Below are 26,196 nucleotides of genomic sequence, written 5' to 3'. Positions count from 1 at the left end.
TGTTAGCGTTCTTTAAATTTAGGTGACAGCACCGCGCGTTAGCTGCTTTCGGCACCGATAAGCGATGCGATGATGGCCTTGGCGCTGTCCGATGACCAGTCGGCATCACCGCGCAGGCGCGCGATCTCACGCCCCTCGGGGTCGATGATCACGGTGATGGGCAGGCCGAAGACGCCCATTTGGGCCGCGAGCTTCTGTTTCGGGTCCTGGTGGCGGGGCAGGTTGGTGGCGTTGATCTCATCCAGGAACTTGACGATGGCGGCGGGGTTGTTGCGGCCCGTGGCGATTGTGACGACCTCGAAATCATCACCACCGAATTCGGTCTGCAATTCGGACAGCATCGGCATTTCGTGCCGGCAGGGCGCGCACCAGGTGGCCCAGAAGTTCACCAGGATGTGCTTACCCTCGTAGTCCGAGAGCGAGCCTGTGCCCGCGCCGTCGGCCAGATCGAAGGGCTGGTTCGACACTGCTTCGGGCGTGCCGTGGAAAATCAGCTTCTTCATGTCGCCGTCGCGCAAGGCCTCTGCTGCTGAAGTGTCAGCGAGTGCAGGAATTGCGCCCACGCTCAGGGCCATGTAGAGGGCTGCGGTAACAAGCTTTTTCATGATCTTCCTCAAGGTGCCACGTTCATGTCCGACAAGACCGCAAATCAGATGTGGGGGGGCCGGTTTGCAGCAGGTCCAGATGCGATCATGGAGGCAATTAATGCCTCGATCGGGTTTGACCAGCGCATGGCGTCCCAGGACATTGCAGGCTCGCGGGCCCATGCCGCCATGTTGGGCGCCACCGGCATTCTGAGTGATAAGGATGTGGAGGCGATCCGGGAAGGGCTGCTCACGCTCTTGTCAGAAATCGAAGGCGGCACGTTTCAGTTTTCGACCGCGCTGGAAGACATCCACATGAATGTGGAGGCGCGGCTGAAAGAGGTGATTGGCGAGCCTGCGGGGCGGCTGCATACGGGGCGGTCGCGGAACGATCAGGTTGCCACAGATTTCAAGCTGTGGGTGCGCGACCAGTTCGATGCGGCCGAAGGAGCGCTGTTGTCGCTGATTGCGGCGCTGCTGGATCAGGCAGAGGCGGGGGCCGATTGGGTCATGCCAGGCTTTACCCATTTGCAGACGGCGCAGCCTGTGACCTGGGGCCATCACATGATGGCCTATGTCGAGATGTTCGGGCGTGACCTGTCTCGTGTGCGCGATGCGCGTGCGCGGATGAATGAGTCGCCCTTGGGCGCTGCGGCACTGGCGGGCACGTCCTTCCCGATTGATCGGCAGATGACGGCGGAGGCGCTGGGCTTTGATCGGCCCGCGGCCAACTCGCTCGATGCTGTGAGCGACCGGGATTTTGCGCTGGAGTTCCTGAGCACAGCCAGCATCTGTGCGATGCACCTGAGCCGTTTTGCGGAAGAATTGGTGATCTGGTCGTCGGCCCAGTTCCGCTTTGTCACGCTGTCTGATCGGTTTTCGACCGGATCGTCCATCATGCCGCAAAAGAAGAACCCGGATGCGGCTGAGCTGATCCGGGCCAAGGTGGGCCGGATTTTTGGTGCGAATACAGGCCTGATGATGGTGATGAAGGGGCTGCCGCTGACCTATTCCAAGGACATGCAGGAGGACAAAGAACAGGTCTTTGACGCCGCGGACAACTGGATGCTGGCGCTGGCGGCGATGGACGGGATGGTGCGCGACATGACCGCCAATCGCGAAAGCCTTGCGGCTGCTGCTGGATCGGGCTTCTCCACAGCGACCGACCTGGCAGACTGGCTGGTGCGGGTGCTGGGCCTGCCGTTTCGCGATGCCCACCACATCACCGGCAGCCTTGTGGCATTGGCCGAAGCCGAGGGCTGCGACCTGCCTGATCTGACGCTGGATCAGATGAAAACGGCGCATGAAGGCATCACCGACGACGTGTTCACCGTTTTGAGCGTGGAAAATTCCGTCGCATCGCGTACAAGTTACGGAGGCACTGCGCCGACCCAGGTGCGCGCGCAGGTCGCGCGGTGGAGAGAGGTGATCGCATGATCCGTGTTCTTTGTGTCCTGTCGCTGCTGGCCGTTGCGGCCTGTGGCGCTGATGGCGAGCCGGTGCAGCCCACGGGCGGCGTGACCATCGGCGTGGGATCGAACGGCGTGCATGCGGGCGGCACCGTTGGTGTGCGGCGCGGGCCTCTGTCTGTCGGTGTGAGCCTGTTCTGAGCCATGGCCCCGGTGCGTATGATCTATCTGGCCTTGGCCATCTGGGGTGCGGTGCACCCGATGTATTACTTCATCACGTGGTTTCAGGCGAACACCTGGGACATCATGGCGATGGTCGATGCGTGGCACGTGAATGCCGCCACCAGCGGGCTGGTGTGGGATCTGACGATTGCTGCGCTTGCCCTCACGGTCTGGATCACTTCGGAAGTGGCCGTGCGCAGGAATTGGTCGGCCCTGATTGCCATCCCCGCCACGTTCTGCATTGGCGTCAGCTGCGGCTTGCCGCTCTATCTGTTCCTGCGTTCTCGCCCTGTTCAATAAAGGCTCTCTTTTTGCGGCCCTGATTGGCCCAAAGCTTAGCCTTTCCCGCGCTTATCAATTGAAGCTGGACGCGCGCTGAATTAGGCAGGCCCTCATGGATCATTTTCTCTACCGCGATGGCGTTCTGCACGCCGAGGATGTGCCTGTGGCCGACATTGCCGCCGCTGTGGGCACGCCTTTCTATGTCTACTCGACAGCGACGCTGCTGCGCCACTTCACCCTGTTTGATGAAGCACTCGATGGTATGGACCATCTCGTGTGCTACGCGATGAAGGCGGCGAGCAATCAGGCGATCCTCAGGACGCTGGCACAAGCAGGCGCAGGCATGGATGTGGTGTCGGGCGGTGAATACGCGCGAGCAAAGGCAGCAGGCGTGCCGGGTGACAAGATCGTGTTCTCGGGCGTGGGCAAGACCGCCGATGAAATCCGGATGGCCCTGACCGGTGGCATCCGCCAGTTCAATGTGGAATCCGAGCCCGAGATGGAGGTGCTGAACCGTGTCGCGGGTGAGGTGGGCGCAATCGCGCCCATCACAATCCGCGTGAACCCGGATGTCGACGCCAAGACCCACGCCAAGATCGCGACCGGCAAGTCAGAGAACAAGTTCGGCATTCCCATTGCGCGGGCGCGCGAGGTCTATGCCATGGCGGGTGCCATGGAGCACCTCGACGTCATAGGCATCGACGTCCACATTGGCTCTCAACTCACAGAGTTGGCACCATTTGAACTCGCGTACCAAAAGGTCGCTGAACTAACCGTGCAATTGCGCGACGATGGCCACGACATCCGCCGCCTCGATCTTGGGGGCGGCCTTGGGATCCCCTATGCCCGCTCCAACGAAGCGCCGCCCCTGCCCACGGACTATGGCGCGCTGATCAAGCGGACGGTTGGCCATCTGGGCTGCGAGGTCGAGATTGAGCCGGGCCGCCTGATTTCCGGCAATGCCGGGCTGATGGTGTCCGAGGTCATCTATGTCAAATCGGGGGAGGGGCGCGATTTCCTGATCCTCGATGGGGCCATGAATGACCTGATCCGACCCGCGATGTATGAAGCCTACCACGACATCGTGCCGGTCATCGAACCCGCTCCGGGCACGGAACAGGCTCCGTATGACATTGTGGGGCCGGTCTGCGAATCCGGGGATACGTTCGCTAAGCAGCGCATGATGCCGCCATTGAGCGCTGGAGACCTCGTCGCCTTCCGCTCCGCTGGCGCATATGGCGCAGTAATGAGCAGTGAGTACAACACGCGCCCACTTATTCCCGAAGTTCTGGTCCACGGTGATCAATACGCGGTGATCCGCGCACGCCCGACCTTTGACGAAATGATAAATCGCGATACCATCCCTGAATGGCTCTGATCCAATCAGCGCCTATATGAGGCTGAGGGCGCTATAACGTGGCCCGCGCCACCGACAAGGGACGCGACGCATGGCCAGTTTTTCCAAACATGATGCGCGGCGTGGGCTTAAGGGCTTGCGCTGGCCGCTTGCGCTCACACGCGCTGGCATGTTCGCCGAGGCGTTCTGGCAAGCCACATGGCCGCTCGCAACTGTTGTGCTTGGGGTTTTGGCGGTTCTGATGCTGGGCCTGCAAGACACCGTCATGGTGGAACTGGTCTGGTTCTTCGCGGTCGTCGCGACCGGCGCTGCCATTGCAACACTGCTTTATGCGCTGCGCAGGTTCCGTATTCCGACCCGCGAAGCGGCGCTCGTCCGTCTGGATGAGACACTGCCGGGCCGCCCGATCCAGGCGCTGCTTGATGAACAGGCCGTGGGCGATGGCGATGCGGCCTCAACAGCCGTCTGGCGCGCGCATCAGGCACGCATGGCGGAACGCGCCGCCCAAGCGCAACCGGTGCCAGCCGATCTGCGTATCGCACGCCGCGACCCCTATGCCTTGCGCTATGTGGCTGTCCTGATCTTCGCGGTGGCACTGATCTTTGGCTCCATCTGGCGCGTGGGTTCCGTGGCTGACATGACGCCCGGCGCGGGCGATGGCCTGGCCACAGGTCCGGTCTGGGAAGGCTGGGCAGAAAGCCCGCGCTACACCGGGCGACCAACGATCTACCTCAACGACATTCCCGAAGGTGTCTTGGAAGTCCCTGCAGGATCGCTCATCACCCTGCGGCTCTACGGCGAAGTGGGCGCACTGACGGTGGCCGAAACCGTATCGGGCCGTGCCGGAGAAGTGCCTCCGGCGTCCGCGCCCGAACAGGATTTCATCGTCAATCAGGCGGGTGAAATTGCGATCAACGGACCCGGCGGGCGCACATGGTCCGTTGCGGTGCTGCCGGACAATGCGCCCAGCATTGAGGTGCTGGACGCCCCGGAAACCACGGCGCTGGGCGAGATGACGCTGCCCTTTGCCGCGTCTGACGACTACGGGGTCGAGGCGGGCGAGGCGCGCTTTGCCCTTGATCTGCCCGAGGTCGACCGCCGCCACGGCCTTGCCATCGCGCCCGAACAACGCCCGGAAATCACCGCATCCCTGCCCATGCCGTTCACCAGTGATCGCACCGCATTCGAAGAGGCACTGGTTGAGGATTTCTCGGAACACCCATGGGCCAATCTTCCGGTCACGGTGGTGATGACAGCGCTGGATGCCGCTGAACAACAGTCCGAGACCGAGCCTTACCAGATGATCCTGCCCGGTCGTCGGTTCTTTGACCCGGTTGCTGCGTCCATCATCGAACAGCGGCGCGATCTGCTCTGGTCCAGGGACAACAGCACCCGTGTGGCCCAGATCCTGCGCGCAGTCGCCCACCGTCCCGATGACGTGTTCCGCCGCGAGGTGGACCAGTTGCGCCTGCGGCGTGTCATCACCAAGCTGGAACTCTTTGCCAGTTATGGCCTAACGGATGAAAAGCAGGACGAGATTTCGCGCGATATGTGGGACCTCGCCCTCGGGATCGAGGAAGGGGACCTTGCCGACGCGCTCGAACGTCTGCGCCGTGCGCGCGAACGACTTGAGCAGGCGATGCGCGATGGCGCCAGCCCAGCCGAGATCGAAGAGCTGATGCGCGAGCTGCGCCGCGCCACCGACGACTACATGCAGCAGCTGTCGCGGCAGGCCGAGCTGGACCGCCAGAACAACGAAGAGAGCCCGCGCAACCAGCAATCCGAAAACCAGATGCAAATGACGCAGGATGACATCCAGCGCATGATGGACCGCATTCAAGAGCTGATGGAGCAAGGCCGAATGGCCGAGGCCGAACAGGCCCTGCGCGAGTTGCAGGAGATGCTCGAAAACATGCAGGTCACCCAAGGGCAGGGCGGTGAAGGCCAAAGTCCGGGTGAACAAGCCATGGAAGGCCTGGCCGAGACGTTGCGCGAACAGCAGGGGCTGAGCGATCAGGCCTTCCGCGATCTGCAGGAACAGTTCAACCCGAACGCTCAAGCGGGCGAAAGCCGGGGCAATGAGGGGCGCGACGGTGGCGCTGGCCGCGGTCAAGAGCATACAGAGGGCGGCCAGGGACAGGGCCAACAAGGCAATCAGGAGCAAGGCGGCGAAGGCAACCAGCAGGCCGAAGGGCAGGGTCAGGACCAGGAAGGCTCGCTTGCCGACCGTCAGCAGGCGCTGCGCGATGAGTTGCGCCGCCAGCAGGGTAGCCTGCCCGGCAGCGGCACACCCGAAGGCGATGCCGCGCGCGACGCGCTCGACCGTGCAGGCCGCGCCATGGACAATGCCGAAGACGCGCTGCGCCAACGCGAATTTGCCGATGCCATCGACAACCAGTCACAAGCTATGGAAGCGCTGCGCGAAGGGATGCGCGCGCTCGGCGAAGCGATGCAGCAGGAACAGCAAGATGCGCAGCAGGGGCAGGGCACGTCTGAAAGCGACCGCCGGGCCGAGGCGCGCGATCCGCTTGGCCGCGAGCCGGGCTCGAACGGGTCTGTCGGCACAGAAGAAGGGCTGTTGCAGGGCGAGGATGTCTATCGCCGCGCCCGCGATCTGCTGGACGAAATCCGTCGTCGCTCGGGCGAGGGGGAGCGCCCGGATGTAGAGCTGGACTACCTCAAGCGCCTGCTGGATCGGTTCTAGGCTCTATTCGCCGTCGCTGGCCGTCAGGTTGTCCATCCAGGTCAGCCCTGCAGCAACCTGGCCATCCAGCCACAGCCGGGCACTGTCGATCTGCGCGACATATGAACTGAGGAACGGATCGACCTGGGGCACCGCCCGCGCGATGTCAGGTGCAAAGACGTAGACAACCAGCAGCACGACCGCCAGCAGCACCATCAGCATGAAACCACGCCGAAAGCCTGATCGGGCCTGCGCGGCCTCTTCCGTTTCCACCGCCGTGTCCGAGGCGCTCGCAGATTGCCGGTCGCCCGTGGATCTCAGGGTTGAGTTGATCTCTTCAATATCTGGCAGCAGATCGCGGCGCGATCCGATGGCTGCAGCGGTGGCTGCGGTTTCAGACACCTTTTCCGGTGCGGTTTCTTCGCCTCGCATGCGGGCCATGCGCTCACGCGCCTCGCGTGCGCGGCGGTCACCGTCGGTTTCGGCGCTGTCCAACCCAAGCTCGGGCTGACTTTCCAATGCCTCGGCCTCGCTGGCACGGGCCTGGCTTTCGATCTCGGCCTCTTGGCGCAGAATGTCTGCAATCGACGGATCCAACTCCCGGCGCTTGGGCTCCGGGGCCTCGGCCCGCTCTTCGTCTTCGGCGGGGGTATCGTCTGTAGGGGGCAGGTCGGCAGGCGCGTCCTCGGCCTCCGACTCTTCGGGCACATGGTCGGGGTGGTGCTGGAACCACGTCTGTCCGCAGTTCGAACACTGCACGTCGCGCCCTTCGGCGGGGATCACGTCATCCACCACCTCGTATTGCGCATCGCAATTGGGACATATCAGCCGCATTTCGGATCCTGCCTCGTTTTTTACAGGTTACCATATGTTGTAGGCCGTGTTCAGAAAAGACATAACTGCGCGGCCCGCATCCAAGCATTCACATTGAATCCGGCATGGTGCTGAGGCACAACAGGTCGCAAAGGGGCGGGGGCGCACGTGATCGAGCTGGAAAATGTTGCCTACAGCTATGGCGGGGGTGAGCTTTTGTCCGATATTTCGGTCAAGCTTGCGCCCGGCTCGTTCCATTTTCTGACAGGGCCGTCGGGTGCGGGCAAGACCACGTTGCTCAAGTTGTGCTATGGCGCGCTGTTGCCCACGGCGGGCCACGTGCGCCTGTTCGACCGCGACGTGCGTAGCCTTGAGCGTGATGACATCGCGAAGGTGCGGCGACGGGTCGGGGTCGTACATCAGGACGTGCAATTCCTGGACCACTTGTCGGTCTCCGACAACGTCGCCTTGCCGCTGACGGTGTCAGGGCGTCAGGCAGAAACGGCGAACGGTGATCTGACCGAGCTGTTGGCTTGGGTGGGTCTCACCAACCGCTCCGAAGCCATGCCACCTGAACTGTCTGGCGGCGAACGGCAACGCGCGGCGCTGGCACGCGCTGTCATCATGTCACCGGACGTGGTGCTGGCCGATGAGCCGACTGGCAATGTGGATTGGGACATGTCGCAGCGGCTCCTCACTCTGCTCGTCGAGTTGAACAAGATGGGTAAGACGGTGCTGATCGCCACGCACGACCTGTCCCTGATCCGTGCGGCCAAGGCGCAGGTGCAGGCGCGTGTGCTGCGGATTTCGAACCGGCGGGTGCAGCTTGCGGGGGCAGACCTGTGAAGTTTGACCTCAAGACCCTGCGCGCCCTCGTGGCCGGCGATCGCTATGCCGACCGGGTCGTGCCGCCCACAGGATTTACCGCGCAACTGACCCTTTTCGTGTCGGGTGCGATGGCGTTTCTTGCCGTTTTCGCAATGGCGCTCTCGCTCGCCTCTGGTCGCTTGGCGGACCGTTGGGGGGACGAGTTGGCTCGCACGGCCACCATCCGCATCGTGGCCCCCGAAGACCAGAGCGCGATCCAGACCAACGCCGCGCTGCAGGTGTTGTCGACCACCCCCGGCGTTGCCGAGGCGCGCGCCCTCACGGATGAGGAACAACAAGCTCTGCTGGCCCCCTGGTTCGGTCAGGATCTGCCGCTGGATACGTTGCCCGTCCCCCGGCTGATCGAGATTCAGGCGACGGATCAGGGTTTTGACGTCACAGGCCTGCGCCTGCGTCTGGCGGCAGAGGTGCCGGGTGCCGTTCTGGATGACCACGGGCGATGGCGCGCACCGCTGGTGTCTGCGGCCCAACGGCTGCGTCTTCTGGGGTGGACGGTGGCCTTGCTGATCATCGGCGCGGTGGCGGCGATGGTCACCCTTGCGGCCAATGCTGCCCTTGCGGCCAATGCCCAGGTCATCGCTGTCCTGCGCCTCGTGGGCGCAACCGACAGTTACATCGCCAATGCCTTTGTCCGCCGCTTCACGCTGCGGGCGCTTGCGGGCTCCGCATGTGGTGCCGTGATCGGCGTGGCTGCCGTGTGGCTCATGCCGTCGGGCGGCGACACGCCCGGCTTCCTCACCGGCCTTGGCTTTCAGGGTGCTGGCTGGCTCGTCCCTCTTCTACTTCCGCCGGTCTGCGGTGGCGTCGCCCTGTTGGCGACCGCCTATGCCGCCAGCCGCGCGCTAAGGACCCTCACATGATTCAGTACCTTCGATCCCTTGTATTCGTGCTCCACATCTATGTGATGATGCTGGTGATCGGGGTTGTGTTCGCGCCCTACGCCATCGTGAGCAAAAACGGCGCGCGTGCAGCCTGCAAGACCTATAGCCGTTACGTGTTCTGGTCGATGCGCTGGATGGTCGGACTAAAGGCAGAGGTGCGAGGCGAAGTGCCCGAAGGCGAGGTGCTGATCGCGTCCAAACATCAGTCATTTCTGGATATCATGATGATCTTCACGGCCTTGCCGTCGGCCAAGTTCATCATGAAGCGGTCGATCCTGTGGACGCCTATCATCGGGCTCTACGCCAAGCGCCTGGAATGTGTGCCGGTGGATCGCGGCAAGCGCGGCGCGGCCATTGCCAAGATGGTTCGGGACGTTGAAGCGGGGCGCGCCTCTCCGGGGCAATTGATCATCTATTCGCAGGGCACGCGCGTCGCGCCGGGCACCAAGGCGCCTTACAAGGTGGGAACAGCGGTGCTGTACGAGCAATTGGGCCAGCCTTGTGTGCCCGTGGCTACGAATGTCGGAGTGTTCTGGCCCCGCACCGGGATCATGCGGAAGCCTGGGACCGCCATTGTGGAGTTCCTGCCAGCCTTGGAAGAGGGGCTGGATCGGGACACGTTTTTGTCCCGGCTCGAAGACACGGTAGAGGAGCGGTCAGATGCGTTGATGCGCGAAGGAGGGTTTGAACCCAATGGAGTTCATTGAAGACATCCCTGCGCTTGAAGCGCTCTACGGTACACCGGGGCAGGCATCGTTGCGCAAGGTCGCAGACCATCTGACGCCTCTTTATGCCAAGTGGATTGCGGCCTCGCGCTTTGTGGTGCTCACCACTGTCGGACCGGATGGAACAGATGGCAGCCCCCGTGGTGACGACGGCCCCGTTGTGTTGCAGCTTGATCCCAAGACCCTCGCGCTGCCCGACTGGCGCGGCAATCAGCGCCTCGACAGCCTGCGCAACATAGTGGCGGACGGGCGCGTATCGCTGATGTTCATGGTGCCCGGATCGAACATGGTTGTGCGGGTGAACGGTGAGGCGAAGCTGACTGCCGATGAGGGCCTGCGCCAGCGGTTCGAGCAGAAGGGGCGTCATCCCGCGACGGTCATCGTGATCCAGATTGGTGAGGTCTACACCCAGTGTGCCCGCGCCCTGATCCGGGCCGGTCTGTGGTCACGCAACGACGCAGGCGACCTGCCGACACCGGGCGAAATTCTGGAAGAGGTGTCGCAGGGTGAAGAGGGCGGCACCTCCTACGACGCGGCATGGCCCGAGCGCGCAGCCCGGACCATGTGGTGATTTAACATAATCTGTCCCCGCGGGGACAGATTATGTAAATTACGGCAGCAGCACCTGATCGATGGCGTGGATCACGCCATTCGATGCAAAGATGTCCAGCTGAATGACGTTGGCGCCGTTCACAGTCACGCCCGAGCCAAACTTGCCCACGATCCCGTTCACGTCCAGCGTGCCGCCCTGCACGGTCGTCACGTTCTGGCGCGTGCCCAACACGTCACCCGCTGTGATCTGACCGGGCACCACGTGGTACGTCAGGATGTTGACCAGCTGATCCTTGTTCTCGGGCAGCAGCAGGCTGTCGAGGGTGCCTGCGGGCAGGGCCGCAAAGGCGTCGTTTGTCGGGGCAAAGACGGTGAAGGGGCCGGGGCCCTTGAGCGTATCGACAAGGTCAGCCGCGGCTACCGCAGCGACCAGGGTTGAGAAATTCGGATCGCCCGAGGCGACGTCCACGATATCGGGGTCTTGCGGCTGTGCACAGGCGCTAAGGGTGACAAGGGCGGCGCCGCCCCCGATCAGTTTCAAAGTACTGCGACGATCCATGGTGATGTCCTCTTGTCTTTCCAACTGCGTCCACGGCCAAGAATGGCTGCGTTATGAAAGAGGCGCTGCGGCATTGAAAACAATGGCGCTTACGCTCCGGTACTCTCGTAACTGGGATTTCGGCAAAAAAGTTCCCTCGCGTATGGAGCAGATCGGCAGGAATGTGCTTGAAGTACGGATTTGTCCCCACGCGCCGGATCCCGGCTGTCCTGGATGAACTGCGTTTCTTCGACTTGATTCGAATGCTGCCCAACTTGATGTGTGGGACTTAACGGATCCCAAAGTGCCGTGCCGTATCCCGACGTGAAGATCGAAAGGATACCCCCATGTTCAAAGTAACCAGTGCCTGTGTCATGGCCGCCCTTCTCGCCGTCGCAGGCTGTGCGCAACAGGCGGATAATATCAGCGCCACCTATGTGTCGCCCCTGCAGTTTCAAAGCCTGAACTGTACCCAATTGCGGCAAGAAGCGACGCGCGTCAGCCTGCGCGCGTCTGAAGTGGCTGGTGTGCAGAACAAAAAGGCCAAGGATGACGCCGCTGCGACAGCCGTGGCGCTTGTTCTGTTCTGGCCCGCCGCGTTCTTTATCAAAGGGGACAAGGCGAGCGCTGCCGAACTGGGGCGTCTGAAGGGCGAGATGCAGGCACTGGAAAGCGCCAGTACACGGCGCGGATGCGGCGTCACGTTCAGCGGTTGATAGGTTCAGAGGCCTGTCGCGGGCCCGATTGGCCCGCGATTGTGCGTCATTGGTGCAGCGCCGACTAAGGGCGCGCCGGGATCAGCTGTGGATCGGTCCCAATCCACACGCCAATGCCGCTTCTCGCACAGCTTCGGAGTAGGTTGGGTGGGCATGGCAGGTCAGAGCCAGGTCTTCGGCAGATGCACCGAACTCCATGGCCACGCAAACCTCGTGGATCAGGTCCCCGGCGCTTGGTCCGATGATATGCGCGCCCAGAATGCGATCGGTTTCGGCATCGGCGAGGATCTTGACGAAACCGTCTGCCGCGAAATTCGCCTTTGCCCTACCGTTGCCCATGAAGCTGAACTTGCCCGCTTTGTACTTGCGGCCCTCGTCCTTCAGCTGCTCTTCGGTCTTGCCGACATTGGCGACCTCCGGGTGCGTATAGATGACGCCGGGGATCACGCCGTAGTTGACGTGGCCATGCTTGCCCGCGACCTGTTCGGCGGCGGCCATGCCTTCATCTTCGGCCTTGTGGGCGAGCATCGGCCCCTCGATCACGTCGCCGATGGCGTAGATGCCGGGGATGTTGGTTTGCCAATGGGCGTCCACGGCGATCTGGCCTCGATCCGTCATCTTTACGCCAAGCGCATCAAGGCCAAGCCCCTCGGTGTACGGTTTGCGACCCGTCGCGACGAGGACGACATCGGCGTCCACCTCGTGTGCGCTGTCGTCCTTGCGCAGCTTGTAGTGGACCTTGGCCTTGTTCTTGGCGACATCGACAGACTGCACTGCCGCGCCCATGGTGAAGCTGAGGCCCTGTTTCGTCATGATCTTCTGGAACTGGCGCTGCACTTCGGCGTCCATGCCCGGTGTGACCGCGTCAAGGAACTCAATCACCTGCACCTCCGATCCGAGACGGCTGTAAACGGACCCAAGCTCCAGCCCGATCACGCCCGCGCCGATCACCACCATCTTCTTGGGGATCTTGCCCAGTTCCAGCGCGCCGGTGGAGGACACGACGACCTTTTCGTCGATCTCCACCCCCGGCAGCGTCGCGACGTCGGAACCGGAGGCGATGATGATGTTCTTGGCCTCGTGAATCTCACCCCCGACCTTGACCTTGCCTGCTTCGGGGATGGAGCCCCAGCCTTTGAGCCAGTCGATCTTGTTCTTCTTGAACAGGAATTCGACACCCTTGGTGTTCTGGCCGATGGTGTCGGTCTTGTATTGCAGCATCTGCTTCCAATCGACCGACGGGCTTTTACCCTTCAGGCCCATGGCAGCGAAGTTGTGTTCGGCTTCGTGCAGCATGTGGGAGGCATGGAGCAGCGCCTTCGATGGGATGCAGCCCACGTTCAGGCAGGTACCGCCCAGGGTTTCGCGCCCCTCGACACAGGCCGTTTTCAGGCCCAGCTGCGCGCAGCGGATGGCGCAGACATAGCCGCCGGGGCCGGAGCCGATGATGATCACGTCGTAAGAAGCCATGTGTTTGGTCCTTTTGTTTTGCGGTCGGACCGGGGCGCTGCCCCGGACCCCGTCGTATTTTGGGTCAGAAGAAGATCAGATGAGCGTTGCGATGAGCATGAGGGGTGCTGTGAGAAAGCCCACGAACCAGATCAGCGACCGCCAGGGGGTCAGGCCGAAATAGTAGGCGGGGATGTAGAGCGTGCGGGCGATCAGATAGGTCCAGGCGCAGGTGGCGGTGAAGGTGGTGTTTGCCTCTGCGAGGGATACGACCAGCACGGCGATGGTGAAGAGCGCAAGGCTTTCGAAGTGGTTCTCCCAGGCGCGGATCAGGCGGCCGGTTTTGTCCGACACCTGGTCCTGGATGTCGCCGCCGAGGCGTTTGCGGTCGCGGGGGGAGAGCGTCTTGCCCTGTGGGAGTTCGATGTTTGTGGGGATCGCCATCAGCAGGAACTGGATGAATTGCAGGAGCGCGGCGAGCGCGAGGGCGGTGAGTTCTGGGGTCATGCGGCTTGCACCGCCTGTGCGATTTGTTCGGCGCGCATGTCGTAGCTCCCGATGCGGGCCGACGGGTGGGGCGCGGTGACGTGGTCGATGCCGAAGTGCTGCAGCACCCGGGCGCTGTCGGTTCCAAGTGCCACGGGGCGGCGGCCAAGGAGTTCATGCCTGCCGATGGCGTCGAAGCTGGCGCGCGCGTGCGCGACCGGGATCGTGCTGGAGCGTTTGGAGGTAAGCAAATGGAATATGGGCGTGATGTAGATGTCGGCGCGGGTGAGGTTCAGGCGCTTGAGCACCCGATCGATCACCTTGTTGTAGGGGATGTTCGGCAGGTAGCCGGTGCGTTTGAGTTGCGCTTTGTTGGCGTTTGCGGATGGGGCATCAAGCCAGTCCTTGGACATCAGAAGGGGGCCGGTGAGGTTGCCGGAGGTCATCTGGATCGGTGAGACGTAGTCGCCATCAAACCCGGCCTCGGCCAGTGTTGGGTAGCCCGGCAGGCGGAAGGCGCGGCGTGCGGCGATGGCCCGGTGATATGCGGCGGTGAGGCTCATCCCTTGGCGGGCTGCAGCAGGACGGGTTCTGGTGGGGTGCCGAACATGGCCAGCACCATCATCACGAGGCCGATCATGGAGATGATCCATGCGACCGAACGCACCATTGGGACGCCGGAGGCGTAGGCGGGGACGTAAGCTACGCGCGCCCAGAACCAGATGGCCGCGCCGAGGGCCGTGGTTTCCGTGTTCAGGTTGGTGACCGTCAGGGCGAGAGCCATCGCGGCGAAGGCCGGGAAGTAGGTGACGTAGTTCCAGAGCGCCCGTTCGATGCGCCCTGCCACGGCGTTTGGTTCGCGTTTTTCATCCTGGGGGCCGAGCGCCCAGCCGATGCCCTTGGACATGTCCGACAAGGTTGCCTGGATCAAAACGTGGGCGACTAGGAGGAGGACGGCATATGTGAGGTAGGTGAGTTCCGGTGTCATTGTCTCGGTCCTGGTTTCACATTTTTTCGGTAGGCCCTTAGATTTGCAAGCATATCGCGCCGTTCCGCGCGCGGCATTTTCCAAAGGCGACGTTGCATTTCAACTGGGACACGGGCGGCTTCTATGTTGCCAAGTGATTTTCTGGCCCTGCTGATCAGGGCAAACGACAGGATGATGAATGGCAAGGCCAAGCCGAGTTTGCGATCCAGCAGACCAAACTCGGGTAAGACAACGCCCAGTGCCAGAAGGCCGAAAAGGCCAAGATGCAAGCTGCGCGCGAAAACGGGGGCACCCCGCAGCACCAGCCAAACGTAGATGGCGCACGCCCCCAAAATCATGGTCATCCAAGCCTCAATCGGATGGGCAAAAACCAGTGAAGCAGTTGCAAGTGCGCCCATAAGCAGGCTCAGCCCCAACCGCAGCTGAAGAAACTGCCGCGCGCGTGCACCGCTTTGGTCAGGGGGGTCAGCGGCACAGGCATCGACAAAGGCGATTGCTTCGGCAACATCCTTGTTAACGCCCTGTGCCATGAGCTGCAGGACACGCCCGGATACTCCGAAGCTGGTTGCACCGTCAGACGCGACCATGCCGTTCCTCCTGCCAGTGCCTCACAAATCCATCAACAACCGCCGCGGATCCTCCAGCGCTTCTTTCACCCGCACAAGGAACGTCACCGCCCCTTTGCCGTCCACGATGCGGTGGTCGTAGCTGAGCGCCAGGTACATCATGGGCCGGATCACGACCTGGCCGCCGATGGCCATGGGCCGGTCCTGGATCTTGTGCATGCCCAGGATACCCGACTGCGGGGGGTTCAGGATGGGCGAGGACATGAGCGAGCCGTAGACCCCGCCGTTCGAGATGGTGAATGTGCCGCCCTGCATTTCGGCCATCGAGAGTTTGCCGTCGCGGGCGCGGGCGCCTTTTTCGGCGATCTGTTTTTCGATGTCGGCAAAGGACAGGCTGTCGGCTTCGCGGATCACCGGCACGACGAGGCCGGTGGGCGTGCCTGCGGCGATGCCCATGTGGACGAAGTTCTTGTAGACGATGTCGGTGCCGTCGATCTCGGCATTCACTTCGGGAACCTCTTTCAGGGCGTGGCAGCACGCCTTGGTGAAGAAGGACATGAAGCCCAGTTTGACCCCATGCTTCTTCAGGAACAGGTCCTTGTATTCGTTGCGCAGCGCCATGACCTCGGTCATGTCCACCTCATTGTAGGTGGTGAGCATTGCGGCGGTGTTCTGGCTGTCCTTCAGGCGTTTGGCGATGGTCTGGCGTAGGCGGGTCATTTTGACCCGTTCTTCGCGTGCCGCATCGTCGGCAGCCACGGGTGCACGCGGTGCTGCAACAGGGGCGGAAGGTGCGGGTGCGCTCGCGGCTGCGGCGACTGCTTTGGCGACGTCCTCTTTCATCACGCGGCCATCGCGGCCCGAGCCGGTCACCTGATCGGAGCTGATCCCCGCTTCGGCCATAGCTTTCTGGGCGGAGGGGGCGTTTTCCACGTCCGAGCGGCCTGTTCCTGCTGGAGCAGCTGCGGCCGTTGAGGCTGGTGTGGCAGTAGCTGCGGGGGCCGCCACTGCACCCAAGGCTGCGATAACAGCCAGCTTGGCCGAGGCGTCCACGGTGGAGCCTTCGGGCGCTGTGATCTCGGCCAGCACACCGGCGGCGGGGGCGGGGACTTCGACGCTGACCTTGTCGGTTTCGAGCTCGCAGAGCATTTCGTCTTGCGCGACGCTGTCGCCCACGGCCTTGAACCAGGTGGAAACGGTGGCTTCGGTCACGCTTTCGCCCAGGGTCGGGACCATCACGTCGACGTTCTCACCCGAAGGTGCCTCATCTGCTGCCGGGGCAGCCTCTTCGGTTTTGGAGGCGGGCTTGGACTGTGTTGCCTCACCACCCTCGGAGATGTTGGCGAGCAGCGCGTCAACGCCCACCGTTTCACCTTCAGCGGCCACGATGTCGGCCAGGGTGCCAGCGGCGGGGCTGGGCACTTCAACCGTCACCTTGTCGGTTTCCAACTCGCATAGCATCTCGTCCACCTCGACGCTGTCGCCCGGCTTTTTGAACCAGGTGGCGACGGTGGCTTCGGTGACGCTTTCGCCCAAGGTAGGCACGCGGACTTCGGTGGTCATTGTCTTATCCTTCGATGGTCAGCGCTTCGTTCACGAGGGCTGCTTGTTGTGCTTTGTGCTGGCTGGCGAGCCCCGTGGCGGGGCTGGCAGAGGTGGCGCGGCCGACATAGTGGGGCCGGGTGTGCTTGGCCTTGATCCGGCTCAGAACCCATTCGATGTTGGGCTCGATGAACGTCCAGGCGCCCTGGTTCTTGGGCTCTTCCTGGCACCAGACCATTTCGGCCCCTTTGAACCGCTCCAGTTCCTTGACCAGAGAGATCGCCGGGAACGGATAGTATTGCTCGATCCGCATGATGTAGATGTCGTCGATGCCGCGGGCGTCGCGTTCTTCGAGAAGGTCATAATAGACCTTGCCCGAGCACATGACGACACGCTTGATCTTGTCATCCTTGGCCAGCTTGGTCTCTGAAGTGCCCAGCTCGGCGTCGTCCCACAGGACGCGGTGGAAGCTGCTGCCGTTGGTGAATTCCTCGGCCTTGCTCACGGCCAGCTTGTGGCGCAGAAGCGACTTGGGCGTCATCAGGATCAGCGGCTTGCGGAAGTCGCGGTGGATCTGGCGACGCAGGATGTGGAAGTAGTTGGCGGGTGTCGTGCAGTTCGCAACGATCCAGTTGTCCTGGCCGCACATCTGCAGGAAGCGTTCCAGTCGGGCCGAGGAGTGCTCTGGCCCCTGGCCTTCAAAGCCATGGGGCAGGAGGACGACGAGGCCGGACATGCGGAGCCATTTGCTTTCACCGGAGCTGATGAACTGATCGAACATGATCTGCGCGCCGTTGGCGAAGTCGCCGAACTGTGCTTCCCACAGGGTCAGCGCGTTTGGCTCGGCCATTGAGTAGCCATACTCGAAACCCAGCACCGCATATTCCGAAAGCATCGAGTCGATGACTTCGTATTGTGCCTGGCCCGCGCGGATGTTGTTGAGCGGGTAGAACCGTTCCTCTGTTTCCTGGTTCACGAAGCCGGAGTGGCGTTGGCTGAATGTGCCGCGCGTACTGTCCTGACCGGCGAGGCGCACCGGAAATCCTTCGGTCAGAAGCGAGCCAAAAGCCAGCGCCTCACCAGTGGCCCAGTCGAACCCTGCGCCGCTGTCGAACATCTTTTTCTTGGCGTCGATCAGGCGGCCCACGGTCTTGTGCATGGGGAAGCCGTCGGGGGCAAAGGTCAGAGCCTTGCCCACATCGGCCAGGGTTTCTGGCGCGATGGCGGTCTTGCCGCGCTGGTAGTCGTCCTTGTTCTTGTCGAGATGGGACCACTTGCCGTCGAGCCAATCGGCCTTGTTCGGTTTGTAATCCTTGCCCGCTTCGAACTCGTCATTCATGCGCGCCTGGAAGGCGGCCTTCATATCCTCGATCTCACCCTCGGGGATCAGGCCGTCTTTGACCAGACGCTCGGTGTAGAGCGTGAGGGTCGTTTTGTGCTTCTTGATCTTCTTGTACATCACCGGGTTGGTAAACATGGGCTCGTCGCCCTCGTTGTGGCCAAACCGGCGATAGCAGAAGATGTCTATCACCACGTCCTTACGGAACTTCTGGCGGAACTCGGTAGCGACCTTGGCGGCGTGCACCACGGCCTCGGGGTCGTCGCCGTTCACATGGAAGATGGGCGCCTCGACCACCAGTGCGTTGTCGGTGGGATAAGGGGAGGAGCGTGAGAAGTGCGGCGCGGTGGTGAACCCGATCTGGTTGTTCACCACGATGTGCATGGTGCCGCCGGTGCGGTGACCGCGCAGGCCGGACAGCGCAAAGCACTCGGCCACGACGCCCTGACCGGCAAAGGCCGCGTCGCCGTGCAGCAGGATTGGCATGACTGCGGTGCGGTCGTGGTCGTTGAGCTGATCCTGTTTCGCGCGCGCCTTGCCCAGAACCACCGGGTTCACGGCTTCGAGGTGCGAGGGGTTGGCGGTCAGCGAAAGGTGCACTTCGTTGCCGTCGAACTCGCGGTCGGAGGATGCGCCGAGGTGGTATTTCACATCGCCCGAGCCATCGACGTCCTCGGGCTTGAAGCTGCCGCCCTGGAATTCGTTGAAGATCGCCTTGTAGGGTTTCGCCATCACGTTGGCGAGAACGGACAGACGCCCCCTGTGGGGCATGCCGATGACAATCTCTTTCACACCCAGCGCGCCACCTCGCTTGATGATCTGTTCCATCGCGGGGATCAGGCTTTCGCCACCATCAAGGCCGAAGCGCTTGGTGCCCATGTACTTGACGTGCAGGAATTTCTCGAAACCCTCGGCCTCGACCATCTTGTTCAGGATGGCCTTGCGCCCCTCGCGGGTGAACTGGATTTCCTTGCCGAACCCTTCGATCCGTTCCTTGAGCCAGCTCGCTTCCTCTGGGTTCGAGATGTGCATGTATTGCAGGGCAAAGGTGCCGCAATAGGTGCGCTTCACGATGGCCACGATCTCGCGCATGGTGGCGACCTGCAGGCCCAGCACGTTGTCGATGAAGATCGGGCGGTCCATGTCGGCTTCGGTGAAGCCGTAGGATTTGGGGTCGAGTTCCGGATGCGGGGTCTGGTCGCGCATGCCCAGCGGGTCGAGGTCGGCCACAAGGTGCCCCCGGATGCGGTACGCGCGTATGATCATCAGGGCGCGGATGCTGTCGAGCACGGCGCGCTTGATCTGGTCATCGCTGACCTCGACGCCTTTTTCAGCCGCCTTCGCCTTGATCTTGTCGCCTGCGCCTTTGACCTCGGCCGGGGCAACCCATTCGCCGGTCAGTGCCTGGGTCAGGTCATCACCGGGCTGCGGTGGCCAATCGGTGCGGGCCCAGGATGGCCCCTCGGCCTCGCGTTTGACCGCGACCTCATCATCGCCCATCGCCTTGAAGAACGCCTGCCAGCTTTCATCGACCGCTGTAGGGTCGTTAGCATAGCGGGCATACATCTGTTCGAGATATTCCGCGTTGTGCCCCTGCATGAAGGACGAGGCATGGAACTGGTCGTTGGGGGATTGGTCGGTCATGTTGGCACCTATCTGGCAGGCGGTTTGAAGTAGGGTGCGCAGTGAATGCGCACCCTACGGGCGTTATCCTTTGATGGCTTCCATCACGGCCTCGCCGAGCGTCGCGGGGCTGTCGGCCACCATGATGCCAGCGGACCGCATGGCTTCGATCTTGTCCTCGGCACCACCCTTGCCACCGGCGACAATCGCGCCCGCGTGGCCCATGCGGCGGCCCGGAGGGGCGGTGCGGCCTGCGATAAACCCAGCCGTGGGCTTCCAGCGGCCTTTCTTCTTCTCGTCAGCGAGGAACTGGGCGGCGTCTTCTTCAGCAGAGCCACCGATTTCACCGATCATGATGATGCTTTCGGTCTCGTCATCGGCCAGGAACATCTCCAGCACGTCGATATGCTCAGTCCCTTTGATCGGGTCGCCACCGATGCCCACGGCCGAAGATTGGCCCAGGCCCATATCTGTTGTCTGTTTCACGGCTTCATAAGTCAGCGTGCCCGAACGGCTCACAACACCCACGCTGCCGCGCTTGTGAATGTGGCCGGGCATGATGCCGATCTTGCAGGCGTCAGGCGTGATGACACCGGGGCAGTTGGGGCCAATGAGGCGGCTGGACGAGTTTTCCAATGCGCGCTGCACCTTCATCATGTCCAGCACCGGGATGCCTTCGGTGATGCAGACGATCAGCGGCATTTCGGCGTCGATGGCCTCGAGGATCGAGTCAGCCGCGAAAGGCGGTGGAACATAGATGACGGAGGCGTTTGCTTCTGTCTTTTCCATCGCCTCGTGGACCGAGTTGAAGACCGGCAGGTCCAGGTGCGTCTGGCCGCCTTTGCCCGGGGTCACGCCGCCCACCATCTTGGTGCCGTATGCGATGGCCTGTTCGGTGTGGAACGTGCCCTGCGAGCCGGTCAGGCCCTGGCAGATCACCTTGGTATTTTCGTCAATCAATACGGCCATTGTGGTCGTCTCCTTCGGGGGTGTCTTGGGTGTGAGCGGGGCGTGTCATGCGGGGGCAGGCCCCTTGCGCAACAACGCTTTGATATTGTCGTCGACCGCCAAGCCGACGCGGTTGATCAGCTCGACGGCAAACCCGGCGCGGCGGGCCACGTCACGCAGGCTGTCGAGGGTGAAATAGGTAACGTGATCCGGGTAGCGAAAGCCGCACCATTTGGGGCCAATGACCCGTCGATTGACCGAGCCGAAATTCGGCACGCGGACATAGGCCGCGCCGCCTGGCTTCAAAGCACGCCAGACACCTTTGAGCACGCCCATCAGGTCAACCTCGTGCTCAAGATAGCTGTGCATGACGACGCCATCGAACATCTCAGGATCGAAATCCCAGATCGCTTCGGCCCCGGCCCCATGCACGCAATAGCCACCGCGCTTGCGCATCCAGTCGTCGGCATAGGCGTGCAGCGCCTTGCTGAGTTCGATGCCGTAAGGGGTCATCGGCTCGGGCACGTTCATCAGGTTGCCGCAGCCGATGTCCAGCACCTTGCCGTTGTTGAACCATTGGCCCATGCGGTGCTGGTTCGACTTGTGGGTCAGCTTCAGCTTCTTGCGGAGCGACCGGATCGCCGGGCTGAGAGAGGTCGAGCCCTTGGTCGCGACCTTTTTCTCTTCATAGGTTTTTTCCCAGGCGAAATCCTCTTCCAGCGCGACGTAATCAACCGGGTTGCGCAGGTAGGTCAAATCACAGCTGTCGCAGCGCGCCACGACGTAGGGATCAGGGGAATAGGCGGGCCAAGGCGTCGCCTCGGTCGCGTCACAGCTCGGGCAGGGGCGGAGGCCGGTCATTCGGACACCCTCTTGCCTGTAGGCAAGCCGTCCATGCCATTGAAGGTTTTGCACCGCCCGCGTGCGGTTGTTGGGTAAGCCACTGCATACCAAACGCCAAACGGACCGACCGCCGGATGGAGCGGTGCTATCCCGCCGCCGCGCGCTGCCGCCGAAACTGATATGTAGGCAGTGTACGTCACTCTTTTGTCTGGCTCACAAAAGACAGGCAATCATCTACGATGTTGCATATGGCTTCGGTCGGGATGTCTGCGGCGCGGGGGCGTTGGGACACCGCGACTTGGCGGTTGTCCAGCCAAGCGGCGCTGGCCGCCAGGCCCATGGGCGGGAAGGTCTCCTGCCCCCGGATGTCAGGGCGGCGTTCGCTGCTGCAGGCCACAAGGCCCGCGCACAGCGACACAATCACACCAACGCGTCGCACAGTCTTAACCCTTGACCGCTTTCACGATTTTCTGCGCGCCGTCCTTCAGGTCGTCGGCAGCAATCACGTCGAGGCCGGAGTTGTTGATGATGTCCTTGCCCTGCTGCACGTTCGTGCCTTCAAGGCGGACCACCAGCGGCACTTGCAGGCCCACTTCCTTCACGGCGGCAACCACGCCCTCGGCAATCACATCGCAGCGCATAATGCCGCCGAAGATGTTCACAAGGATGCCTTTGACGTTCTGGTCAGATGTGATGATCTTGAAGGCTTCGGTCACCTTCTCCTTGGTCGCACCGCCGCCCACGTCGAGGAAGTTGGCTGGCTCTGCGCCATAGAGTTTGATGATGTCCATGGTCGCCATGGCCAGACCCGCGCCGTTCACCATGCAGCCGATCTCACCATCCAGCGCGATGTAGTTCAGGTCGTACTTGGAGGCGGCGAGTTCCTTGGGGTCTTCCTCGGTCTCGTCGCGCAGTTCGTTGATGTCGGCGTGGCGGTAGATCGCGTTGCCGTCGAACGACACCTTGGCGTCCAGCACCTTCAGATCGCCGCTGTCGGTCACGATCAGCGGGTTGATCTCCAGCATCTCCATGTCTTTTTCCATGAAGGCTTTGTAGAGCAGACCCATCAGGCCCACGCACTGCTTCACCTGTTTGCCTTCCAGACCCAGCATGAAGGCGATACGACGGCCGTGGTAGGCTTGGTAGCCAGTGGCGGGATCAACGCTGAAGCTCAGAATTTTCTCTGGCGTTTCAGCTGCAACCTCTTCGATGTCCATGCCGCCCTCGGTCGAGCAGACAAAAGACACGCGGCTGGTCACGCGGTCGACGAGCAGAGCCAAGTACAGCTCGGTCTCGATGCCCGAGCCGTCTTCGATATAGATGCGGTTGACCTGCTTGCCCGCAGGACCTGTCTGGTGGGTGACAAGCGTGCGGCCCAGCATCTTCTTGGCTTCTTCGGCGGCTTCTTCAACCGACTTGGTCAGACGCACGCCGCCCTTGTCGCCAGCATCGGCTTCCTTGAAGCTGCCCTTGCCGCGGCCACCTGCGTGGATCTGTGCCTTGACCACCCACATCGGGCCATCCAATGCGCCTGCGGCGGTCTTGGCATCCTCGGCCTTGAGGACGACGCGCCCGTCCGAGACAGGAGCCCCGTAGCTGCGCAAAAGGGCTTTGGCCTGGTATTCATGGATGTTCATGGCGGTTTGATCCCGTATAGATACGTCAACGTTGGGGCCTATTCGACCAACACAGAACCGTGCGTAAACGGAAAATATGTCGCACCAGCGGTTTTAGGTGTAGAAAACCGGATTTTGTGATCACTGCATGAAATCGTGTGATCACAAATTACAATATGTAAAGGAATCACACAGGCGCATGTCGCAATTTCCTGTAAAATCAAAGGAAAACGGCTTGCGCTGGGGAGTGGTACTTACGGCCAATGAACCGGTGGCATTGGTCGAGACAAATGTGCGCTGGCATTTGGCAACCGGCGCGGCGGCAGTTCACGTCTTTCTGGATGATCCAGACGACCCGGCGGCGGACGTGCTGTCAGGCATCCCCGGTTGTAAGGTGCAGCGCTGCGACGAGGCCTATTGGCGCGCGCGCCGTCCGAACAAGGGGCGGCCTCTGTCGCAGATGCGCCGCCAGACCATCAATGCCAACCGGGCGCAGAACAGGTGCGATCTGGATTGGCTGTTTCACATCGATGCGGACGAGTTCATCTGGCAAGACGGCGATCTTGCAGACGAGCTTGCCTCACACGGTGAACCCCAAACCGAAGTGAACCTGCCGGTCTTGGAGCGCATCTTTCCAAAAAACACGCAATCGACCCTCTTTGAAGGCGCTTTTCGCGCCAGTTCCGATCTGTCGCCGGAAGAGGCAGAAGCCGCCTTGGCTCCTTTCACCGGGTTCATGAAACGCGGCCAGTATTCGCATGGTGCAGGCAAGAGCGGCGTGCAGGTCGGGGCAGGTTTGCGGCTTGGCGTGCACAACGCAACGCGCACTGGGTCCGCAGGGCGCCAGCGACGCGCGGCCAAGAGGGTGTCTAGCACGGCCCGGCTGCTCCATTTCGACGGCATGACGCCGCTGCACTGGCTTATGAAGGTGCTGCGCTACCGTCAGACGCCGCCCGAAGTGCAGGTTGTGATCCTGCAACCACATCGCGCGGAACAGATCGCGTGGATGCTGGAGAATGCAAATACCCTCCAAGACGCGCAGGCCGCGCATCGCACACTCTTTGCGATGACAGACGCGCGACATGCGCAACTCGCCCGCTTTGATCTGCTGCATGACATCCCCTTTGATCCGGTCCGCGTGATCGGGCCCGCGTGCCCTGACCTGAGCATTGCCGCCTTCGACGCTGACGTGCTGCGTCGCAATCCTCAGCTGGCTACGTTGCTGAACGTTTAGGACGGTGTCGCGGGCGGCAGCGCGTCCCTGTATGCTTTCCACTTCGTATAAAGCAGATACAGCAGCGCGACTTCGGGAATGGCCGTCACGAGGAAGGGCAGTCCGGCCGTGATGTCGACAATGATAACCGCGCCGAGAGCACCAAGAATGCGATTGCGGTCCTTCTTGAACTTTGACCGCAACGGAGTGTCTGCGACAGCGGGCGTGGACGTAAACGCATCTTCGTCGGTGATCGAAAAGGTGCCAGCGGAGCCGACCTTCGGCCCCAGATTGTCCAGCAATTGCGGTGCCGTGACCCCTTCGGCAATCACGGCATACACGCCGATCTCATCCGCAAGATGCTTGGGCGTCGTCGGCCCAAGCGGGCGCATCTCGACCGTGCCCAGGTTGTTACGGGCCGTGTCAAAAACATGTTGCGACACCAGAATGCCGCCCACTTCGGCCATCTCCTGAAGCCGCGCGGCCAAGTTCACGCCGTCGCCCAGCAGGTCCTGCCCTTCAACGATGACGTCGCCCAGATGAATACCCAGGCGAAACGGCAGCAGATCGGGGCGGCTGTTGATCGTGCGCTGGATGTCGATGGCACAGCGCACCGCACCCACAACCGACGGGATGTCCGCAATCAGGCCATCACCCGAGGTGTTCGCAATGCGCCCTCCGCAATTGGCAATGGCCGCGTCGATAACGGCGCGCGTGCCGCGCAATGCGCGCACGGTGCCCTCCTCGTCCACGCTCATCCGCCCGGAATAGTTTGCGGCATCCGCGGCCAAGACCGTGGTCAGCTTGCGTTCTATGGGGCGCGTCTCGGGCATGTGAACCATATAAACATGAAAAGGGCCGGATGCGATGACATCCGGCCCTCAAAATTCAAACCTGTTGCAGGTTTATGCGAGGCTATCGTCAATACCCTTGCAGGCGTCCATCAGACCCTGGACGGCTTTAACAGAGGTGTCGAACATCTCTTGCTCTTCCTTGTTGAGCTTGATGTTCACGATCCGCTCGATCCCGCCTGCGCCGATCACGGTGGGGACGCCCACATACATGCCTTTCAGGCCGAACTCACCATCGCAATGAGCGGCACAGGGCAGAACGCGCTTCTGGTCCTTGAGGTAGGCTTCGGCCATCTCGATGCCTGCGGTTGCGGGCGCGTAGAAAGCGGAACCGGTTTTCAGCAGGCCCACGATCTCGGCACCGCCATCACGGGTGCGTTGCACAATCGCGTCCATCTTCTCTTGCGAGGTCCAGCCCATGTCGATCAGGTCGGGCAGGGGGATACCAGCAACGGTCGAATAGCGGACCGAGGGGACCATCGTGTCGCCATGGCCGCCCAGCACGAATGCGGTGACGTCTTTCATCGACACGTCGAACTCTTCTGCCAGGAAGTGGCGGAAGCGGGCGCTGTCCAGCACACCGGCCATGCCGCAGACCTTGTTGGCGGGCAGGCCCGAGAATTTCTGCAGCGCCCAAACCATCGCGTCCAGCGGGTTGGTGATGCAGATGACGAACGCGTCGGGAGCATTGGCGGCAATGCCTTCGCCCACGGATTTCATGACCTTCAGGTTGATGCCCAACAGGTCATCGCGGCTCATGCCCGGCTTGCGCGGCACACCGGCCGTCACGATGCAGACGTCGGCGCCCGCGATGTCGGCATAGGACTGCGTGCCCTTCAGCTTGGCGTCGAACCCTTCGGACGGGCCGGACTCGGCGATGTCGAGGGCTTTGCCCTCGGGGGTGCCTTCGGCGATGTCGAAAAGGACAACGTCGCCCAGCTCTTTCAAAGCTGCGAGGTGGGCAAGCGTGCCGCCGATTTGCCCGGCGCCGATCAGCGCAATCTTGGGTCTGGCCATGGGTGAAAGTCTCCGCACTTGGGGTTTTGTTGGCGCGGTGCCTAGCGTGTGACGGGGCATCGCGC

The 26,196-nt window shown here is 62.2% G+C and carries 27 protein-coding genes; 11 read left to right on the top strand and 16 right to left on the bottom strand.

The window, feature by feature from the left end:
• Positions 1 to 38 precede the first annotated feature (38 nt).
• Entirely contained in the window at positions 39 to 605 is a 567-nt protein-coding gene (locus tag RA29_RS05550) for a TlpA disulfide reductase family protein (RefSeq protein ID WP_039683596.1), read from the bottom strand.
• Between the two features lie 24 nt (positions 606 to 629).
• Between RA29_RS05550 and argH the strand changes: the two genes are divergently transcribed.
• The 5 genes from argH (at position 630) to RA29_RS05530 (ending at position 6,558) form a co-directional block, all read left to right on the top strand.
• Positions 630 to 2,021 (top strand): argininosuccinate lyase, encoded by a 1,392-nt coding sequence (gene argH / locus RA29_RS05545; protein WP_039683594.1) that lies wholly within the window; start codon positions 630 to 632, stop codon positions 2,019 to 2,021.
• Complete coding sequence (locus tag RA29_RS23145) at positions 2,018 to 2,194, top strand: hypothetical protein (protein WP_193743470.1); 177 nt, start codon at positions 2,018 to 2,020, stop codon at positions 2,192 to 2,194. The genes argH and RA29_RS23145 overlap by 4 nt, the downstream gene beginning before the upstream one ends.
• A gap of 3 nt (positions 2,195 to 2,197) precedes the next feature.
• Positions 2,198 to 2,515, top strand: coding sequence for a DUF2834 domain-containing protein (locus tag RA29_RS05540; protein WP_039683592.1), 318 nt, complete (start codon positions 2,198 to 2,200; stop codon positions 2,513 to 2,515).
• 94 nt (positions 2,516 to 2,609) lie between these two features.
• Positions 2,610 to 3,875, top strand: coding sequence for a diaminopimelate decarboxylase (lysA, locus tag RA29_RS05535; RefSeq protein WP_039683590.1), 1,266 nt, complete (start codon positions 2,610 to 2,612; stop codon positions 3,873 to 3,875).
• Positions 3,876 to 3,945: 70 nt separating this feature from the next.
• Positions 3,946 to 6,558, top strand: a complete 2,613-nt coding sequence (locus tag RA29_RS05530; protein ID WP_039683588.1) for a TIGR02302 family protein — start codon at positions 3,946 to 3,948, stop codon at positions 6,556 to 6,558.
• Between the two features lie 3 nt (positions 6,559 to 6,561).
• Here RA29_RS05530 and RA29_RS05525 read toward each other — a convergent pair whose 3' ends face one another.
• Positions 6,562 to 7,371 (bottom strand): zinc-ribbon domain-containing protein, encoded by an 810-nt coding sequence (locus RA29_RS05525; RefSeq protein ID WP_039683586.1) that lies wholly within the window; start codon positions 7,369 to 7,371, stop codon positions 6,562 to 6,564.
• A 147-nt stretch (positions 7,372 to 7,518) separates the two neighbouring features.
• Here RA29_RS05525 and RA29_RS05520 point away from each other — a divergent pair, with 147 nt between their 5' ends.
• From RA29_RS05520 to RA29_RS05505, 4 genes are read left to right on the top strand one after another with little or no spacing between them, the layout of a single operon-like run.
• Positions 7,519 to 8,196 carry an ATP-binding cassette domain-containing protein gene (locus RA29_RS05520; RefSeq protein ID WP_039683584.1) on the top strand — a complete coding sequence of 226 codons (678 nt, stop codon included), beginning with the start codon at positions 7,519 to 7,521 and terminating at the stop codon, positions 8,194 to 8,196.
• Complete coding sequence (locus tag RA29_RS05515) at positions 8,193 to 9,098, top strand: FtsX-like permease family protein (RefSeq protein WP_039683583.1); 906 nt, start codon at positions 8,193 to 8,195, stop codon at positions 9,096 to 9,098. Before RA29_RS05520 ends, RA29_RS05515 begins: the two co-directional genes overlap by 4 nt.
• Positions 9,095 to 9,826: a lysophospholipid acyltransferase family protein gene (locus tag RA29_RS05510; protein ID WP_039683581.1), complete on the top strand. Its 732-nt coding sequence runs from the start codon at positions 9,095 to 9,097 to the stop codon at positions 9,824 to 9,826. The genes RA29_RS05515 and RA29_RS05510 overlap by 4 nt, the downstream gene beginning before the upstream one ends.
• Entirely contained in the window at positions 9,813 to 10,415 is a 603-nt protein-coding gene (locus RA29_RS05505) for a pyridoxamine 5'-phosphate oxidase family protein (protein ID WP_039683579.1), read from the top strand. Before RA29_RS05510 ends, RA29_RS05505 begins: the two co-directional genes overlap by 14 nt.
• 39 nt (positions 10,416 to 10,454) lie before the next feature.
• Here the strand turns inward: RA29_RS05505 and RA29_RS05500 are convergent, their stop codons facing one another.
• On the bottom strand, positions 10,455 to 10,955 hold the full coding sequence (locus tag RA29_RS05500; protein WP_039684040.1) for a fasciclin domain-containing protein: 501 nt from the start codon (positions 10,953 to 10,955) through the stop codon (positions 10,455 to 10,457).
• A 326-nt stretch (positions 10,956 to 11,281) separates the two neighbouring features.
• On the opposite strand from RA29_RS05500, the gene RA29_RS05495 reads away from it, so the two are divergent.
• The gene (locus RA29_RS05495; RefSeq protein WP_152612936.1) at positions 11,282 to 11,650 is read left to right on the top strand and encodes a hypothetical protein; all 369 of its coding nucleotides are present in this window, start codon (positions 11,282 to 11,284) and stop codon (positions 11,648 to 11,650) included.
• 81 nt (positions 11,651 to 11,731) lie between these two features.
• Here RA29_RS05495 and lpdA read toward each other — a convergent pair whose 3' ends face one another.
• From lpdA to sucC, 11 genes are all read right to left on the bottom strand, one after another.
• Positions 11,732 to 13,120, bottom strand: coding sequence for a dihydrolipoyl dehydrogenase (gene lpdA, locus RA29_RS05490; protein ID WP_039683575.1), 1,389 nt, complete (start codon positions 13,118 to 13,120; stop codon positions 11,732 to 11,734).
• A 75-nt stretch (positions 13,121 to 13,195) separates the two neighbouring features.
• Positions 13,196 to 13,606: an MAPEG family protein gene (locus RA29_RS05485; protein WP_039683573.1), complete on the bottom strand. Its 411-nt coding sequence runs from the start codon at positions 13,604 to 13,606 to the stop codon at positions 13,196 to 13,198.
• Positions 13,603 to 14,148, bottom strand: coding sequence for a hypothetical protein (locus tag RA29_RS05480; protein WP_039683571.1), 546 nt, complete (start codon positions 14,146 to 14,148; stop codon positions 13,603 to 13,605). Before RA29_RS05480 ends, RA29_RS05485 begins: the two co-directional genes overlap by 4 nt.
• Positions 14,145 to 14,573: an MAPEG family protein gene (locus RA29_RS05475; protein WP_052249476.1), complete on the bottom strand. Its 429-nt coding sequence runs from the start codon at positions 14,571 to 14,573 to the stop codon at positions 14,145 to 14,147. Before RA29_RS05475 ends, RA29_RS05480 begins: the two co-directional genes overlap by 4 nt.
• A complete protein-coding gene (locus RA29_RS05470; RefSeq protein ID WP_152612935.1) occupies positions 14,570 to 14,971 on the bottom strand; it encodes a hypothetical protein in 402 nt (133 codons plus the stop codon). The genes RA29_RS05475 and RA29_RS05470 overlap by 4 nt, the downstream gene beginning before the upstream one ends.
• Positions 14,972 to 15,181: 210 nt before the next feature.
• Positions 15,182 to 16,702, bottom strand: a complete 1,521-nt coding sequence (gene odhB / locus RA29_RS05465; RefSeq protein ID WP_039683567.1) for a 2-oxoglutarate dehydrogenase complex dihydrolipoyllysine-residue succinyltransferase — start codon at positions 16,700 to 16,702, stop codon at positions 15,182 to 15,184.
• A gap of 4 nt (positions 16,703 to 16,706) precedes the next feature.
• Positions 16,707 to 19,664 carry a 2-oxoglutarate dehydrogenase E1 component gene (locus RA29_RS05460; protein ID WP_039683565.1) on the bottom strand — a complete coding sequence of 986 codons (2,958 nt, stop codon included), beginning with the start codon at positions 19,662 to 19,664 and terminating at the stop codon, positions 16,707 to 16,709.
• Between the two features lie 63 nt (positions 19,665 to 19,727).
• The gene (gene sucD / locus RA29_RS05455) at positions 19,728 to 20,612 is read right to left on the bottom strand and encodes a succinate--CoA ligase subunit alpha (protein WP_039683563.1); all 885 of its coding nucleotides are present in this window, start codon (positions 20,610 to 20,612) and stop codon (positions 19,728 to 19,730) included.
• A 45-nt stretch (positions 20,613 to 20,657) separates the two neighbouring features.
• The gene (locus tag RA29_RS05450) at positions 20,658 to 21,452 is read right to left on the bottom strand and encodes a class I SAM-dependent methyltransferase (protein WP_039683560.1); all 795 of its coding nucleotides are present in this window, start codon (positions 21,450 to 21,452) and stop codon (positions 20,658 to 20,660) included.
• Between the two features lie 178 nt (positions 21,453 to 21,630).
• Positions 21,631 to 21,873, bottom strand: a complete 243-nt coding sequence (locus RA29_RS05445) for a hypothetical protein (RefSeq protein WP_152612934.1) — start codon at positions 21,871 to 21,873, stop codon at positions 21,631 to 21,633.
• Positions 21,874 to 21,877: 4 nt separating this feature from the next.
• Positions 21,878 to 23,071 (bottom strand): ADP-forming succinate--CoA ligase subunit beta, encoded by a 1,194-nt coding sequence (gene sucC / locus RA29_RS05440; protein WP_039683556.1) that lies wholly within the window; start codon positions 23,069 to 23,071, stop codon positions 21,878 to 21,880.
• A gap of 214 nt (positions 23,072 to 23,285) precedes the next feature.
• Between sucC and RA29_RS05435 the strand changes: the two genes are divergently transcribed.
• Positions 23,286 to 24,284 (top strand): glycosyltransferase family 2 protein, encoded by a 999-nt coding sequence (locus tag RA29_RS05435; protein ID WP_193743469.1) that lies wholly within the window; start codon positions 23,286 to 23,288, stop codon positions 24,282 to 24,284.
• Here RA29_RS05435 and RA29_RS05430 read toward each other — a convergent pair.
• Together RA29_RS05430 and mdh are read right to left on the bottom strand one after the other, a co-directional pair.
• Positions 24,281 to 25,096, bottom strand: coding sequence for an adenylate/guanylate cyclase domain-containing protein (locus RA29_RS05430; protein WP_193743468.1), 816 nt, complete (start codon positions 25,094 to 25,096; stop codon positions 24,281 to 24,283). The genes RA29_RS05435 and RA29_RS05430 overlap by 4 nt on opposite strands.
• 72 nt (positions 25,097 to 25,168) lie before the next feature.
• Entirely contained in the window at positions 25,169 to 26,131 is a 963-nt protein-coding gene (gene mdh / locus RA29_RS05425; protein WP_039683553.1) for a malate dehydrogenase, read from the bottom strand.
• Positions 26,132 to 26,196: the final 65 nt, after the last annotated feature.

Origin of the sequence: Tateyamaria sp. ANG-S1, from assembly GCF_000814025.1 — a bacterium.
In the GTDB taxonomy this organism is placed as follows: domain Bacteria; phylum Pseudomonadota; class Alphaproteobacteria; order Rhodobacterales; family Rhodobacteraceae; genus Tateyamaria.
This window is presented reverse-complemented; position numbering and strand designations above follow the sequence as displayed.